Annotated in this window: 17 protein-coding genes; 11 read left to right on the plus strand and 6 right to left on the minus strand. The window is 38.6% G+C overall.

Annotated elements, in window-relative coordinates; translation table 11 throughout:
* Nucleotides 1-288: 288 nt before the first annotated feature.
* From V7077_RS24510 to V7077_RS24520, 3 genes are all read right to left on the minus strand, one after another.
* Nucleotides 289-1068, minus strand: a complete 780-nt coding sequence (locus tag V7077_RS24510) for a Cof-type HAD-IIB family hydrolase (RefSeq protein ID WP_335506802.1) — start codon at nucleotides 1066-1068, stop codon at nucleotides 289-291.
* A 128-nt stretch (nucleotides 1069-1196) separates the two neighbouring features.
* Entirely contained in the window at nucleotides 1197-2585 is a 1389-nt protein-coding gene (locus V7077_RS24515) for an amino acid permease (RefSeq protein ID WP_335506804.1), read from the minus strand.
* A 289-nt stretch (nucleotides 2586-2874) separates the two neighbouring features.
* Complete coding sequence (locus V7077_RS24520; protein ID WP_335506806.1) at nucleotides 2875-3693, minus strand: helix-turn-helix domain-containing protein; 819 nt, start codon at nucleotides 3691-3693, stop codon at nucleotides 2875-2877.
* A gap of 244 nt (nucleotides 3694-3937) precedes the next feature.
* Between V7077_RS24520 and V7077_RS24525 the strand changes: the two genes are divergently transcribed.
* From V7077_RS24525 to V7077_RS24550, 6 genes are all read left to right on the plus strand, one after another.
* The gene (locus tag V7077_RS24525) at nucleotides 3938-5098 is read left to right on the plus strand and encodes a Gfo/Idh/MocA family protein (RefSeq protein ID WP_335506808.1); all 1161 of its coding nucleotides are present in this window, start codon (nucleotides 3938-3940) and stop codon (nucleotides 5096-5098) included.
* A 26-nt stretch (nucleotides 5099-5124) separates the two neighbouring features.
* The gene (locus tag V7077_RS24530) at nucleotides 5125-5862 is read left to right on the plus strand and encodes a ThuA domain-containing protein (RefSeq protein WP_335506810.1); all 738 of its coding nucleotides are present in this window, start codon (nucleotides 5125-5127) and stop codon (nucleotides 5860-5862) included.
* Nucleotides 5863-5890: 28 nt separating this feature from the next.
* Nucleotides 5891-6982, plus strand: a complete 1092-nt coding sequence (locus V7077_RS24535) for a Gfo/Idh/MocA family protein (RefSeq protein ID WP_335506813.1) — start codon at nucleotides 5891-5893, stop codon at nucleotides 6980-6982.
* Nucleotides 6983-7161: 179 nt separating this feature from the next.
* Complete coding sequence (locus V7077_RS24540) at nucleotides 7162-7308, plus strand: hypothetical protein (protein WP_335506815.1); 147 nt, start codon at nucleotides 7162-7164, stop codon at nucleotides 7306-7308.
* A gap of 322 nt (nucleotides 7309-7630) precedes the next feature.
* Nucleotides 7631-8017 carry a hypothetical protein gene (locus V7077_RS24545; RefSeq protein ID WP_335506817.1) on the plus strand — a complete coding sequence of 129 codons (387 nt, stop codon included), beginning with the start codon at nucleotides 7631-7633 and terminating at the stop codon, nucleotides 8015-8017.
* Between the two features lie 135 nt (nucleotides 8018-8152).
* Nucleotides 8153-8878 carry a VC0807 family protein gene (locus V7077_RS24550; RefSeq protein ID WP_335506819.1) on the plus strand — a complete coding sequence of 242 codons (726 nt, stop codon included), beginning with the start codon at nucleotides 8153-8155 and terminating at the stop codon, nucleotides 8876-8878.
* A 59-nt stretch (nucleotides 8879-8937) separates the two neighbouring features.
* Here V7077_RS24550 and V7077_RS24555 read toward each other — a convergent pair whose 3' ends face one another.
* Nucleotides 8938-9852: a diacylglycerol/lipid kinase family protein gene (locus V7077_RS24555; RefSeq protein WP_335506821.1), complete on the minus strand. Its 915-nt coding sequence runs from the start codon at nucleotides 9850-9852 to the stop codon at nucleotides 8938-8940.
* A gap of 160 nt (nucleotides 9853-10012) precedes the next feature.
* On the opposite strand from V7077_RS24555, the gene V7077_RS24560 reads away from it, so the two are divergent.
* Both V7077_RS24560 and V7077_RS24565 read left to right on the plus strand, forming a co-directional pair.
* Entirely contained in the window at nucleotides 10013-10231 is a 219-nt protein-coding gene (locus V7077_RS24560; RefSeq protein ID WP_335506823.1) for a hypothetical protein, read from the plus strand.
* Between the two features lie 39 nt (nucleotides 10232-10270).
* Nucleotides 10271-10540: a DUF2188 domain-containing protein gene (locus V7077_RS24565; RefSeq protein ID WP_335506825.1), complete on the plus strand. Its 270-nt coding sequence runs from the start codon at nucleotides 10271-10273 to the stop codon at nucleotides 10538-10540.
* An 80-nt stretch (nucleotides 10541-10620) separates the two neighbouring features.
* Here the strand turns inward: V7077_RS24565 and V7077_RS24570 are convergent, their stop codons facing one another.
* Nucleotides 10621-12282 carry an ABC1 kinase family protein gene (locus tag V7077_RS24570; RefSeq protein WP_335506827.1) on the minus strand — a complete coding sequence of 554 codons (1662 nt, stop codon included), beginning with the start codon at nucleotides 12280-12282 and terminating at the stop codon, nucleotides 10621-10623.
* Nucleotides 12283-12305: 23 nt separating this feature from the next.
* Complete coding sequence (locus tag V7077_RS24575; RefSeq protein WP_335506829.1) at nucleotides 12306-12635, minus strand: phasin family protein; 330 nt, start codon at nucleotides 12633-12635, stop codon at nucleotides 12306-12308.
* A gap of 117 nt (nucleotides 12636-12752) precedes the next feature.
* Between V7077_RS24575 and V7077_RS24580 the strand changes: the two genes are divergently transcribed.
* The 3 genes from V7077_RS24580 (at nucleotide 12753) to V7077_RS24590 (ending at nucleotide 14621) form a co-directional block, all read left to right on the plus strand.
* Nucleotides 12753-13064: a hypothetical protein gene (locus V7077_RS24580; RefSeq protein ID WP_335506831.1), complete on the plus strand. Its 312-nt coding sequence runs from the start codon at nucleotides 12753-12755 to the stop codon at nucleotides 13062-13064.
* A 115-nt stretch (nucleotides 13065-13179) separates the two neighbouring features.
* Nucleotides 13180-13776, plus strand: coding sequence for a class I SAM-dependent methyltransferase (locus V7077_RS24585; protein ID WP_335506833.1), 597 nt, complete (start codon nucleotides 13180-13182; stop codon nucleotides 13774-13776).
* A gap of 428 nt (nucleotides 13777-14204) precedes the next feature.
* A complete protein-coding gene (locus tag V7077_RS24590) occupies nucleotides 14205-14621 on the plus strand; it encodes a replicative helicase loader/inhibitor (protein ID WP_335506834.1) in 417 nt (138 codons plus the stop codon).
* The last annotated feature ends 104 nt before the right edge of the window (nucleotides 14622-14725 follow it).

The following is a 14725-nucleotide window of genomic DNA, read 5'->3' on the forward strand; positions in this document are numbered from 1 at the left end:
CTTAGTTGCTCTCTCCTTCGGGGGTTTTGAACCCCTCTTATCTGTCGTAGCTCCCGGTTGCTTTCTCCTTCAAGGGTTATGAACCGTTTTTATCTGCCGTAGCTCTTAGTTGCTCTCTCCTTCAGGGATTATGAACCCCTCTTTATCTGCCGTAGCACTTGGCTACTTTCTCCTTCGGGAGTTTTGAACTCGGTTTTTACCGGGTTCATGCCTAAACTGTAATGGACCTTACCAATATTTTTACAAAAAAACAAACCGAAAACTCTACATTTCCGGTTAGTTTTCTAATTATAAAAGACCTACCATTTGAAGACCATAGCGAATTCCATCTTCTTCAACCGATTTTGTTACATATTTTGCTGCAGACTTTACTATTTCTTCTCCATTTCCCATCGCTACACTATTTTGTACGGTTGAGAGCATTTCCAAATCATTAAGCCCATCTCCAAAGGCATAGTGCCGTTCTGAAGGAATACCTAGGCTCTCAACGATCTTTTTAATACCTTGTGCTTTTGATCCTCCCCTTGGGAGTACATCAACTGAAACAGGATGCCATCTTACAAAATCAAAATCATGAAAATCCTGCTCATATTGTTTTTCTTCCCCTTCTGGACAAAAAAGAAGTGTTTGAAACAGCTCGCGCCCTTTGTAATAATACGGATCATGCGTAGGAAAACGGCTAATTTTTAAAGTTGCAATACTTTCAGTAATATACGCATGCTCTGGGACATTAGCTCTCATATCTTCGTGATCCATAAAAACGACAGGATGATTATTATGTAGAGCCACTTCTGTTAACTTTTCAAGAGATGTTATGTTTAATGGATTTCGATATAATTCTTCCCCTTTTAGAACAACGTATTGTCCGTTATAACTAACATAGGTGTTAATATCTAATTCTTTTCGTAAATCCTCGAACATAAAAGGAGCCCGACCAGTTGCAATCGCTACTTCATGCCCAAGTTCCTTTAATTGAAAAATGGATTCCTTTGTTGTGAGCGGCAATTTCTTATCATGGTTAAGCAACGTTCCATCAATATCAAAAAAAATAATGCTTTGATTTGTCATTTTTGTTTCCAACTTTCGATGTTTAATCTAGTTTTTTTTTATTAAATAATCTTTACAGGAAAAGGATTGTCTCCATTCTAATATTTTCCGTTATCTTTTTTCAAATCCTAGATATTATGATTTCTGGATTAGGAATGTCTTTTTTTCAGAATAAGATGGTAGCTTAAAAAGATTATACCAATTAAGCCCAAACTAATTACGACTCCCATTCTTTGAGTTGAATGAAACATACCTCCAGAAACAGCTATAAGAATTAATCCAATACCTAACAAAGACGTGTAGGGGCTGCCAGGCATTTTAAAGGTCTTACTCTTTTCTTTTGCTGCTTTCCTCAATTTAATTTGAGATAAGAGAATCGTCACCCAGTTCAAAATCATTAAAACACCAGCAGCAGTAGTGATGTATTCGTATATTTTTCCCGGCAGTAGAAACGATAGGATTAATGACAAAGCCAGCGCGAGACCCGTAACTAACAACGCTTTATATGCTGTCCCTTTTTGATTCTTTTTCCCAAAAGTTTTGGGGGCATCTCCATCATCTGCTAATGAAACCATAATATTGGTGACAGAAAATAAAGCGCCAACCATGGTAGAAAAAGCCGCACTTATGATAATCAAATTAAAAACAGTACCAATATAGGGAATATCAAATAGGTTTAACGCCAGAACAAATGGGCTTTGTTCTTCATTAATTCGCGTCCACGATACCATATACAAAATAAAAAAAATAGACAAAATATAAACAGAGACTAAGGCAATTAGCATTCCAATTCCTGCCTTTGGAACATCCGATTTATTCTTTAGCTCTGAAGAGGCAATCCCGATCACTTCAATACCGCCAAAAGAAAAAAAGGCAAAAATCAGAGCTGACCACATTCCATTTATCCCTGTCGAGAAAAAAGGGTGAAACCCAGTAAATCCTTCTAAGGTTACATGATGTGGAGAGATAAAATGCATGACCAAGATGATCCCAAGTAAAATAAAAACAACAAGCGTGGATAATTTTATCATAGCAAACGTAGATTCAATTTTGCCAAAATTCTTAACCCCAAGCAGATTAATGCCAAAAGCGATAGCAACATAGACTATCGTAAAAATCCATAAAGGCACATGAGGAAACCAGTATTGGGTAAAGGTCCCGAGAGCTACTGCTTCACTAGACATGATAAACACACCTGATAACCAGTACATCCATCCAGAAATAAATCCCATTGAATTTCCAAAGGCTTTTTTAGCATAGGTTCGGAAGGAGCCTTGGGCGGGGTCCCTGACAGTCATTTCAGCAAGGGCACTAAATACGATAAAGGCTGTTATTCCTGCTAAAAGGTAATCAATTAAAATAGCCGGACCCGCTGTGTGAATCGATAATCCAGTACCAAGAAAGAAGCCCGCACCTATGATGGAACCAATCCCGATTAATGAAAGCTGCCACCAGGAAAGTCCAGGTGATTTATCATTTTCACGATTATCTTGTTTCTTTTGCAGAATGGCTTGGTGAATAGTATGTTTATTATTCATTCAGGAACCTCCCTTTTTTATATTTACTATTGTTTACATGACACTATAAAAAAATAACTATCTCACCGTATTACCTGCCGTTTAGCCCATATTAAAATCCCCTTCGCTTATTGTGTTTCTTTCATAGCAAAGGAGGCTTTTAGCGCTTTAAATAATATTGGCAAAAAATAGGCCCCACCTGAATCAGATGGAGTCTATTTGCTGAAATCATTTTGACACGAAACAGTTCTTGTGACACTTACCATTCCTTTTGTAACTTTAGCAAGTACATATTACTATTATAGCCGTACTAGGTAATCTCTATTGAAGATGTGTGTACGGGGTGCAAATCAAGGTACATCAAAGGTATATTTTCACGGTATTCTTTAGGTGTACATAAAGTTTTCTTAACAAAGTTGCGATTGAATGAACGAATGTTTTCATAACCACAAAGATAAGCAATTTCAGTTATATTTTTTTCTGTCGTTCTTAGTAGGTGACAGGCATAGCTTATCCTAGTACCATTTAAAAAATCAGCAAAAGACGTTTTAACATTAGCATTAAAATATTTCGATAAATAATTATAACTATACCCAAGGGTAACGGCGATACTGTGTAACGAAATTGCTTCGGTAAAGTGTTCTTGGATATAGGTTAGCAGGATATGGAGCAGCTCTGAGTCCTTTTTTTCTGCTTTAATTAAGGAGGTTTGTGCCATTAATTCTGATAATAATATATAGAGACTTCCCTTTTGTGCTAGTAAATTTGTGTCATTTTTAAAGAGGGTCCTAGAAATAAGCTTTTCCACCTCTGAAGATAGGGAGAAAATAGGATTATCAAGGGAACGATTTTCGATTATCCGTTGAAAGGTCGGAATATAATCTGGAGAAAAAATACATATGTTAGCCCTAGCCTGTGCTTTTGTCACGATGGAATGAATTTCATTCGGTAAGATTAATAAGTATTGTCCAGTATGTAACTGCCAACTTCTTTGTTCAATTATGACTTCCATATCTCCCTCAACGACAAATATCAATTCGTAACAACGATGGAGGTGACTTGGAAAGTTCAAATTGATAACATCATAGTTTGCAATCAAATCAAAATGGTGCGGTTCATAGATTATCATTTAGATTGACCCTTTCGAAAAGGATAAATTTTGTCTAGGATTATATAAGTTTTATCTTGTTGTGTCAAACGTTAAAATGATACATTTACCAATAGTAGATACGCATTTCTCGTAGTCTAGCTATCAACTTCTGTAGAGACAACTTTTAAACTCCTTCTTGTTTCAATTATCAAGTGTTCAACCCTAGAATCCAAGCGTTCTTTTTTACATTTATATTTATCCTATTTAAAAAAAGGAGATTACTATGGAAAATCTTAGAATTGGCATGGTCGGCTATAAATTTATGGGTAAGGCACACAGCCATGCTTACCGGGACCTTCCCCTATTCTTCCCGAACACTGTTCATCCTGAAATGAAGGTCATTTGCGGCCGTGATGAAAGCGCTGTTGCTGCTGCTGCCAAGCAATTTGGCTGGCAGGAATATTCAACAGACTGGAAGAGTCTCTTAGAAAGAGATGATATTGACTTAATTGATATTAATGCACCAAGTGACGTACATAAAGAAATCACGATTGCTGCGGCACAGGCAGGCAAGCATGTTTTTTGCGAAAAACCGTTAGCGCTTACATTAAAGGATTCTAGAGAAATGCTCGAAGTGATCGAGGCCGCTGGGGTTAAACATATGGTTGGATTCAACTACCGCTTTGCCCCTGCTGTTATGCTCGCGAAAAAGCTGCTGGATGAAGGCAAATTAGGTAAAATCTATCATTTCCGCGCCTGGTTTTTACAGGATTGGCTCATTGATCCCAACTTCCCGCTAGCCTGGAGACTGAAAAAGGAAATTGCAGGTTCAGGTTCTCACGGTGACCTTGGGGCCCATCTGATTGATTTGGCCCACTACCTAATTGGTGATATGACAGAAGTTATTGGGATGAATGATACTTTTATAAAAGAACGGCCAATTCCTTCTCAGATGACCGGCTTATCGGCAAAAGGCAGCGATAGTGGCGAAAAAGGCGAAGTGACGGTAGATGATGCTACCCTTTTCTTGGCTCGTTTTGCTAACGGAGCATTAGGGAGCTTTGAAGCGACACGTTTTGCTGCAGGGCATCGCTGTACGAATTCGTTTGAAATCAACGGCAGTAAAGGCAGTGTCATCTTCGACTTTGAGCGCATGAATGAACTGCAGGTTTATTTCACGGATGACAGAGATGACGTACAAGGCTTCCGCCGTGTATTAGCGACTGACCCTTCCCATGCTTTTTCGGAAGCTTGGTGGCCGCCGGGACATACAATCGGCTATGAGCATACGTTTATTCACGAAATTGTGGAACTTATGGAGTCTTTCCGTGAAGATCGAGAGCCAGTTCCTAACTTCCGTGATGGCGTAAAGTGCCAAGAAGTTTTGGAAGCGGTGGATTTATCGATTGAGAAACGCCAATGGATTCGAATTTCTGACGTTTAATTAACCTATAAAGGAGTGCTTTTACTATGAAAAAAAGTGCATTGATCGTGTGGGGCGGATGGGATGGACATCAGCCTGAACAAGTTGCAGAAATTTTTAAAGGAATTCTTGAGGAAGAAAATTTCCAGGTCGAGGTATCCAATTCAATTGACACTTATGCAGATAAGGAAAAGTTGAAATCAGTAGATTTAATCATTCCCCACTGGACAATGGGTGAAATTGAAAGAAAGTATGTGCTCAATATCTCTGAAGCAGTCGCAGCCGGTGTCGGTTTAGCCGGCTGTCACGGTGGAATGTGTGACTCTTTCCGTAACAATGTTGACTGGCAATTTATCACGGGCGGTAATTGGGTCGCTCATCCAGGGAATGATGGCGTGGAATACACCGTAAACATCAAGCATTCCTCCAGTCCACTATTGGAAGGAATCTCTGATTTCAAAGTCGCTAGTGAGCAATATTACCTTCATTATGATCCGGCCGTGGAAGTGTTAGCCACGACCCGCTTCCCTGTGTTTCATGGACCTCATTCTGCCAACAAGGCAGTGGATATGCCCGTTGTCTGGACGAAACGCTGGGGCCTTGGGAATGTATTCTATAGTTCATTAGGCCATCAGGCAAATATCGTTGCGATGCCGGAAGTTTCTCTTATTATGCGCCGAGGATTTTTATGGGCCGCTGACGGAAAGAAACGGGCTGAAGAATACGATGTAGATTCTATTTATGGAAATGTACGTTCCTATACGGGTATGGGAGATAGTCAATAACAACATACAAAATCTAGGAGGAGATATTTTGAAAAAACTAAAAGTTGGCATCATCGGCTGTGGAAATATTAGTTCAATTTATATGGAAAATTGTCCGAAGTTCCCCCACCTCGAATTGGTTGCGTGTGCAGACTTAGATTTACAGCGGGCCCAATCTCAAGCAGAAAAATACGCTATTCCAACCGCTTGTTCTGTGGAAGAACTACTGTCTGACCCAGAGATCGAACTAGTGATTAATTTAACCATTCCTAGAGCACATGCCTCTGTTTGCATCCAGGCACTTGAAGCAGGAAAACATGTTTATACTGAAAAACCACTGGCCGTTACACGCGAGGAAGGCAGACAAATATTAGAAACAGCGAAGAAGCAAAATCTCCTTGTTGGCAGTGCACCTGACACCTTCCTAGGTGCCGGTATTCAAACGGCCATCCATTTGATTGAACAAGGTGAAATTGGTGTGCCGATAGGAGCATCTGCCTTTATGATTTGCCGCGGGCACGAACATTGGCATCCAGACCCTGCCTTCTATTATGATTTGGGCGGCGGACCAATGTTTGATATGGGACCTTACTACTTAACAGCTTTGGTGGCTCTGCTAGGACCAATTAAACGAATTTCCGGTTTCACTCGTATTAGTTATCCTGAAAGAACAGTACTCAGCCAGCCAAAAGCAGGTACCAAAATTGAAGTCACCACTCCTACTCATATCTCAGGTGTCATTGACTTTGCATCCGGGGTAATCGGAAACATTACTACTAGTTTTGACGCGTTTGGCGGTACATCCCTTCCTCCAATTGAAATTTATGGAAGTGAAGGAACGATACTTGTTCCAGATCCAAATACATTCGGTGGCCCTGTCAAAGTAAGAAAACGTGACGAAAATGAATTTAAAGAGGTTCCACTTGCTTACGGAAACGCCCAAAACAGTCGAGGACTAGGTGTTGCCGATATGGCCAAAGCCATCCTCGAAGGCGGACAATATCGAGCCAATGGGGAGTTAGCGTATCATGTTTTAGAAGCGATGCACGGCTTCCATGATTCCTCGGACAGTGGTAACCACTATATAATGGAAAGTACCTGTGAGCGTCCTGAATCAGTGTCTTTTGCATTACAGAAATGAATTTGATTTCAATTCAATAGTTGGATTTACAAGGGCTTCCCTTTTTTTGGGGAAGGCCCTTTTTTGTTGCATATATTTTTAATCATCACTCTTTAACAACCTTATTGAGATAATCCCCTGCTTGTATGTTTCTAGTTAACTTAACAGATAATATGAAAGTTATTCAGGAGGTGAGAAAAGTGAAAACAAAGGATGATTTTCTAGAAGGTGCGAAAGTAACACAAGATAATCAAATCTATGGAACACCAAATAGTAAGAGTAAAAATGGAACTGGTGATTCACCAAACGATAATGTAGGTAAGAATAATTCAGACAACAACCGTTGAACTTGCAGCCGGCTAATATTGATAGGCCTGATAATTAAGTGCTCGGGTTCTAATCCAGCCAGCTGAAATTTGAGCTGCACTCCTCATTGTTAAACATATTCAAACAATGTGGAGTGCGTTTTTTGGTTTTTTCACCAACTATTGTGTCATAACCTTTGTCAGTTCGGCTTAAAATTATTGTAAATCATTTTTGTCCAGCATCTAGTCATTTTTGAGTTGTGGCGTGGAATTATTATGTAAATTTAATTTTAAACCACTTTCAAAATTTTAGTTAAAATGTGATAAGATGAAATCAATCAGAGAAAAAGGGTGGCAAAGAAAGATGCGAAGTCTAATTGGCAGGGCTGACATCAATAAGTACATGAACAGATTAATAGATATAGTAGAAAATATGGGAGGAACTGTCCGTTTCTCGCATGAAAATCGAGTGAGCTTTAAGCCGGATTTAACGGTAACGGTCCCACCGATTGCAGAGCAAGAAAACCTCTATGCCCTAGCACATGAAACTGGGCATCTCATCGACTACATTGAAGGAAACTTAGACTACGACCAGTGGATTTCGAACCGTCCCTATCGTATCAATGCCGAAATGAAGGCATGGGTCAATGCTTATCAGCTTCTCAAAGAGATAGACGCTCCGTTGGACGAGTGGGAGCTGCATGTACAAAAGAAATTATTTACGTATTTTGAATTTGAAGAGGTATCATGAGAGCCAAAAGGCACCAGTCTTGGTCATTTCTTAATTACTGAATAACCTTATCTAAAGACCGGGTGTATGCTTGGTCTTTAGATAAGGTTGGTCCATATATTGAATTGAATGACTCCGGAAAGTATGGTGAAATATTTGAGATCAACCTTAATGCTGATTGTAGATTTTGTACTATTTTTTATTTTCCCTTTGGTATTTTGGGAGCTTTGCCGGGATATGGCAGGAGACTATCCCGCCATGATTCTCTCCACGCTGCCGGGAATTCTTTATAGCTTGTACCGATTTAATGAGTCGGGAAAACTTAATTATACGGGAGTATGTGTAGTCCTGAATTTAGTGACAGGCCTATTGGTGGATTTACTATCTGGGTCAGCTTTGCAGCTGTTATGGAATAATGTTTTTTACTCAGCCTCCTTATTATTAATATACTTTGTCAGCATGGCAGCCAGGAAGCCCCTTTATCTATACTTTACATTAGATCTAATGGCATTAAGGGGATATGACAGAAAAACAACAAAAGCGTTGCTTTTTGAAAAAAAAACATTCAAGCTTTTTCAGCTGATAACGTTAATATACTGTGTGAATGAACTGATTTATATAGTGTGTTTATCAAGATGGATCATGAAATACGGAGTAGAGGCATACCGCTTTGATATCTTATTGGATAAGTCCCTTAACATCATGTTGTCTGGTGCATCTGTGGCTGTATTCTTCTTTATCCATCAGGCAGTGAACGAAATAACGCCGGTTAAAAAAATTACTTATACGAAGCCGAGAAGAAAATTGATTTCTTTTACATCTTACTGGACTTCCTTTCATTTTGAACGGACTTTCTTTTATTTTAGTACTCATAAACGGTAGCGGGAGTATTGTAATTTTAATTACCGTTTTGGATTTTAATTAAACCGTCTTTATTTACTTTACAAGACTTCCGTTTCCCATTTTCCACTTGGAGTTACCATTTGTAAATGATGTTTGAGCACGGTAATATGACTCGGTGTTTTGGTATACACCTCTCCATCCATATCTGCATCCATGTCCTCTTCTGTATAAATGGTGATGGTTTGTCCAGAGTAATGGTCCATTTCCCTGCTTAATTCATTATCTTGAATAGTAATATCTGTCATAAATAGTTCTTTCAACAACGTTAAGTTTGTATGTTTGATAATAAAGACATCTGCGAGTCCATCATGATAACTGATCGCTTTAAACGGCAGCCTTTTGGCTCCTATGTAATTCCCATTGGCCGCAATGATTAATAGCGCCTCTCCTTCAATTTTCTCGCCATCAATATCTAATACATATTTAAATTGATCCATATTATTCATCGTTCTGATTGCACTGAGCATATAACCTACTTTGCCAAAATGATCCTTTTCTGTTGGTCTAATATTATTGGAAGTTTCTGCGATTAATCCGGTCCCCCAAAAGTTTAAACAGAACTGTTCATCCACTTTGAGAACATCCACTGGAACGCTTCCACATGAGATAATTTGATTCGCAGCGAGGGCAATATCCTGTTCAATCAATAAGGTCCTCGAAAAATCATTACAGGTTCCCGCGGGTAATATACCAATCATTGGGCGATGTTCCAGGTTTGATAGTCCGTTAATACATTCATGGACAGTACCATCGCCACCAAGGACAATGACCAAATCAACATCTGGTCCATGCAGCTGACAAAGCTCCTTTGCGTGGCCGTTTCTTTCCGTTTGGACAATCATTAAATTTGAAATACCTGATGATAGAATTGGGACAGCAGCCCCTAGTGCCTGTTTCATATCCTTTTGTCCGGCATTTCCATTATAAATCAATAGTGCTCGCTCGAAACGCATATAAACCACTTCCTCATTATCATCTTCTTACTTATATACCCATTCATCGGCAATTCATCACTAGTTCAATTAATCTAAGATTCTCGGAAAAGAATGAAAAAATTCGTTTATTAAGCTACCAATAGGGTAAAAAATAGACAAAAGAAAAAGGAGTGAGTGGATGGAAAATAAAAAGAACAGCGAAAGCTACAAAACAAATAAAATGGATCACCCGGAACAATATGAAACAACTAACGAAAGCTTATTTGATAAATTTGAAAGTGAAAGAACAGTAGACCCAATTCCGATGGAAGACCTAAATGAAGAAAAACAAGAGGAAAAACACAAACGTGATAGCAAGAATACTTCCTCTAGTGAAAAAAAATATGGCGGTGTGTAATTTTTTCGATAAGAGAATTTATAATGGGAGGTAAAACCGATGGCAAATAAAACAGATAACCATTCTGACCGCGATCAATATTTTAAAGAGCGCGCTGGGACCGATGATGCAAGGTTCCATGTGGTTCCAAATGACGAGGAAGGCTGGGCCGTAAAGATCGAGGGCAAAGAGGAGCCAGCCTGTACAACTGATTCAAAAAGCGAGGCTGTAAAAGAAGCCAAACAGATGGCAGAAGAGGCAAAAACGATGGTCTACATTCATGATGATGACGGTAAGATTGAAGAACAGCTTAATTACATGGAATCTTAAGTAGACCCGGGAAGTGAACCTTCCCGGGCATTTTAATGTATTTTTAACTGCTTAAGCTACGATCAGTATCATGTATAAAGTTAGAAGCGGCCTGTTTTAATGATGGAATAAATAATCCACAAAAACATTAGGAAGGCAATCACAAAGCCAACTTCCACTGCGTGAATGCTGGTTAAAATGGTGTTGGTTCCGAAAGTGGCCCCTACTATTAGGCCCAATACAACAATACTAAAGGCAAGTAGTGTTAAACTAAACGAGAATTTGTTGCTTAAGCGGTCAATTTTTGCAAAAATATCCTCCAGTTCATGAACACTAATTTTTACTTTTAAGTCACCCTCCGAAGTCTTCTGGAGAACATCCTCTAGCTGTCCTGGAATTTTTGTAAAGCTTTCTGTCATATCCTCTGCATCTTTTAAAAGTCTCTTTCCAAATTTAACAGGGTTATAGCGTTCCATCAATAATTGTTGACCATAAGGCTTGGCGAGTTCAAGCAGGCTTAAGGAGGGATCTATATCCTTGATAATTCCTTCCAACGTTATTAATGTTTTTCCCAGCATCATGAAATCTGTTGGGATATAAATCTGATGATGATGTGCACTCGAGAAAAGTTCATTGATTGTCAAACCGAGATTCAATTCACCCAGAGGAGTATGGCTGAATTTCTTTCTGATTCTGTCAATGTCATCGTAAAATTGCTTATCATCAACAGATGATGGGACATAGGTCAGCCTGTACATGGCCTTCACGATTAAATCCGTTTCCTCGTTCATTAGACCAATCATCAATGTGGTCACATCATATCTTTTTCTTGAGGATAACCTGCCGACCTGCCCTAAATCTATAAACCCAAGCTGCTTCGTATCAGGAATATAAAGAATGTTACCGGGATGCGGGTCTCCGTGAAAAAATCCTTCTCTTAAAATTTGGGTAATAAACGATTCTATCAACATATCTGCTATCTGTCTTTTTTCCTGCTCTGGCAAGTCAAGCTGCTCTATCTCGGTTATTTTTATTCCGTCTATCCGTTCCATGGTAAGGATTTCAGCTGTCGTGTAATCCCAATAAATCTCAGGGACCTTTATGCCTTTATCGGTTTCAAATTGAAGCTGAATCGTTTCCGTATTCCGGCCTTCCTCCATGTAATCCAGTTCATTTTTAATGGATTCTGCGAGCTCATCCATTAAATCCGTAATATGGTAATGTTCGGCCCAATCGTAGTGGTTTTCCATCATCCTTGATAAATCCTTTAATATTTCAAGGTCGGCATAAACCGTTTCTTTTATGTGAGGTCGCTGAACTTTTACCATTACTTTCTGCCCGTTCGGCAGAACCGCTTTATGAACTTGGCCGATAGAAGCTGATCCTACCGGCGTTTCATCCAAGCTAGTGAATACTTCCTCTACCGCCCGTCCGAATTCGAGCTGAATTTTCTCCTTAATCTCTTTTATTGAAACCTGATTAACATTGTCCTGAAGAAGTTCCAACTCAGAAATGACTTCTACTGGAAACAGGTCACTCCTAATACTAAGGAGCTGACCTAACTTAATAAAAGTCGGACCAAGCTCCTCTAATAAATCTCGTAAGCGGTGCCCCATTTCCTGTGAGTTTCCCTGTTTAAAATCTGCTATGAGCCGGTCTTTCATCGTAAGCGTATCAGTTAAACCGATTTCTTGGACTATGTAACCAAATCCATGTTTGACCAACAGGGAAACAATTTCTCTATATCGGTTTAAACGTCTCATTCCATTAGTCCCCATCCTGCCACCTATTTCTCTTCTTCGTTTTTTTGCTGATTTTTCAATTGGACGATTTCTTGTTGAAGTAGTAATAGTTGGGATTGAATGTTATCAAGTTCCTCACGGGCCACGAAACCCAGGTCCTTTAGTTGGGACTGTACCATTTCGCGGTATTGTTGATTCCAGCTCTCGCTCTTTTCTTCACCACGCTTCAAAAAATCTTTGACTAAAGAATTTGCTTCTGACTGGCTTACGATTCCCTTATCAATCATCCCTTTCACCAAATCATCCAGTTTATCTTTGCCATACAATGCAGCCCCAAGCCCTAAAAGGAATCCATTTTTGAATAAATCTTTCATTCATCTATTCCTCCTTAAATTTGTTATTTACTATTCCATACCCTTAAATGGAGGAGCTATATCACTACATAGCGATTTGTTTTTTATTTAAGCGCCATATTATACTAATTACGAGGGGTGATATGCTTGATAAATAGAGTAAAAGAGAAATTGGAGACTGCTTTAGAAGATTGGGAATTGATGAAGAAAGCTTCAGAGGATGAAAGCGATGAATGCGCTGAAAGGTTTGAACGGCATTTTTATGAGTTTATTGACGAATTAAAGAATTGGTACCAGCATTTAAAACAACCTCCCTCTACAATCGAGGAAGCAGAAAATCTTATAGAAATAAAGGAATTAATGGATCGATTACCTGCACCGCTAGAACTGAACTTTCTTACAGAACTTGAGCTCATTATAGACGGCGAAGATCAAGTTCGCTATGATTAAAACTAATCCTAGGACTTAGACAAGGCCAATGTCCCTGGGGAAGAAATCCACCAAAAAGGCAATAGATAGAACCTGAGTGCGTGTTTTCCTGTATATAAATTTAAGGGAGTGGAATATGGAAAATAACGTTTTTGAACAGATGGCAAAAAGATACGATACTGAAGAAAGAATTAAATTAGCTAAAGTTATAGTGAAGGAAGTAAGAACGGAATTACAAAATGGGACATCAAAATCTTTAATAGACTATGGAAGTGGTACTGGTCTAATTAGTTTGGAAATAGCTGATTTAGTAGATTCAGTTTTGTTGGTGGATTCATCAAAACAAATGTTGGAGGCAGCAAAAGCTAAAATTTCTCATAAAGGAATTACTAATGCGAAAGTGCTTTATTCAGATTTCACTCAAGAAACCCCTGAACTTAAGGCAGACATAATTATAATGTCACTAGTCCTTCTTCATATTCCGGATACTAATAAAATTCTACAAGAATTGTTCCACATTTTAACTAATGGTGGCATGCTAATTATTATTGATTTTGACAAAAACGAGAAGATAGACCATCCGAAAGTTCATAACGGTTTTTCGCATGAAGAACTGAAAAAAAGATTAACCGAAGTTGGATTTCATTCAATTGAAATTAAGACATTCTATCATGGTAATCGTATTTTTATGAATCAAGATGCTTCAATGTTTATATCCAGTAGTTTAAAGTGATTTCTTGTTTTTTTATAATTCACACAATCTCAAGAAAACTCTTTCTTACTATTCGCTCCATAAGAAGTCCCCTCCAAAGACAGATCTAATTGCTTTCGTTTATCTCTTATGGAGGGGACTATTTTTTTTCCGTCAATTTATTTTTTCTTATTTTTTTGGTTCGATTTTTTAGAATTATTATTATTCTTGTTATTGCTATTCTTTGAGGCTGAGGAGTTTTTTTTATTGTTGTTTGATTTTTTGGCCATAATCATCACCTCTACTTCATTGGAATGGGGTACAAGTTGCTTATTATAAACTATTCATAATCTATAAATAGGACATCAAAAAAGGCGCCGTTGGCCGCCTTTTTTTGTTATACGATAGGAGTCTCATCAAATAAATTGAGATGGGAAAATTAACAGCTTTTTGTATTACGAAAAGGCCATATGGTCGATACTAGTAGCGGAGAAAAATGGTTGCAGCTCAAAAAAACAAACAAAGGTAATATTTTGGCGGAGGAGAAAGAACCAATGACTAAATCAGAAGTAGTTAATTTATTAATACTAATCGAATCCGTTTATTCCAACTTCGTATTCAAGGACGAGACGGTTCAGCAATGGTTCCAATTCTGTTCTGAAATGGATTATGAGAAAGTGATGGCGAAACTGAAAAGCCACATTAGAAAAAGTCCTTATCCCCCAGCGATTGCTGACATTGCTGTATTCCCCTTTGAAGAAAATGATTTTCCAGCACCCCTGCAGAAATGGATGAAAATAGGACGTGAAAGCATCGAACACAACCACACAAATCGAATTACCCTTCCCGAGTGCCTGACCGAATATTCAATAAGAAAATCTTTTTGAAGCCGAGAGCATCCTTTTAGGCAATTTAGACGGTTGCTAGGTTTTACTGATAGGGATAAAAACGAAAGAAACTCTCCATTTTAGAAGAGTTTCTTACTTACTGC

The sequence above is a fragment of the Neobacillus vireti genome (genome assembly GCF_036962465.1).
Lineage (GTDB): Bacteria > Bacillota > Bacilli > Bacillales > Cytobacillaceae > Neobacillus > Neobacillus vireti_B.

Excerpts from the sequence above, each read along its gene's own strand:
- V7077_RS24510 (WP_335506802.1), bottom strand. The coding sequence starts at position 1,068 with ATGACAAATCAAAGCATTATTTTTTTTGATATTGATGGAACGTTGCTT.
- V7077_RS24515 (WP_335506804.1), bottom strand. The coding sequence starts at position 2,585 with ATGAATAATAAACATACTATTCACCAAGCCATTCTGCAAAAGAAACAA.
- V7077_RS24520 (WP_335506806.1), bottom strand. The coding sequence starts at position 3,693 with ATGATAATCTATGAACCGCACCATTTTGATTTGATTGCAAACTATGAT.
- V7077_RS24525 (WP_335506808.1), top strand. The coding sequence starts at position 3,938 with ATGGAAAATCTTAGAATTGGCATGGTCGGCTATAAATTTATGGGTAAG.
- V7077_RS24530 (WP_335506810.1), top strand. The coding sequence starts at position 5,125 with ATGAAAAAAAGTGCATTGATCGTGTGGGGCGGATGGGATGGACATCAG.
- V7077_RS24545 (WP_335506817.1), top strand. The coding sequence starts at position 7,631 with ATGCGAAGTCTAATTGGCAGGGCTGACATCAATAAGTACATGAACAGA.
- V7077_RS24555 (WP_335506821.1), bottom strand. The coding sequence starts at position 9,852 with ATGCGTTTCGAGCGAGCACTATTGATTTATAATGGAAATGCCGGACAA.
- V7077_RS24560 (WP_335506823.1), top strand. The coding sequence starts at position 10,013 with ATGGAAAATAAAAAGAACAGCGAAAGCTACAAAACAAATAAAATGGAT.
- V7077_RS24565 (WP_335506825.1), top strand. The coding sequence starts at position 10,271 with ATGGCAAATAAAACAGATAACCATTCTGACCGCGATCAATATTTTAAA.
- V7077_RS24570 (WP_335506827.1), bottom strand. The coding sequence starts at position 12,282 with ATGAGACGTTTAAACCGATATAGAGAAATTGTTTCCCTGTTGGTCAAA.
- V7077_RS24575 (WP_335506829.1), bottom strand. The coding sequence starts at position 12,635 with ATGAAAGATTTATTCAAAAATGGATTCCTTTTAGGGCTTGGGGCTGCA.
- V7077_RS24585 (WP_335506833.1), top strand. The coding sequence starts at position 13,180 with ATGGAAAATAACGTTTTTGAACAGATGGCAAAAAGATACGATACTGAA.
- V7077_RS24590 (WP_335506834.1), top strand. The coding sequence starts at position 14,205 with ATGGTCGATACTAGTAGCGGAGAAAAATGGTTGCAGCTCAAAAAAACA.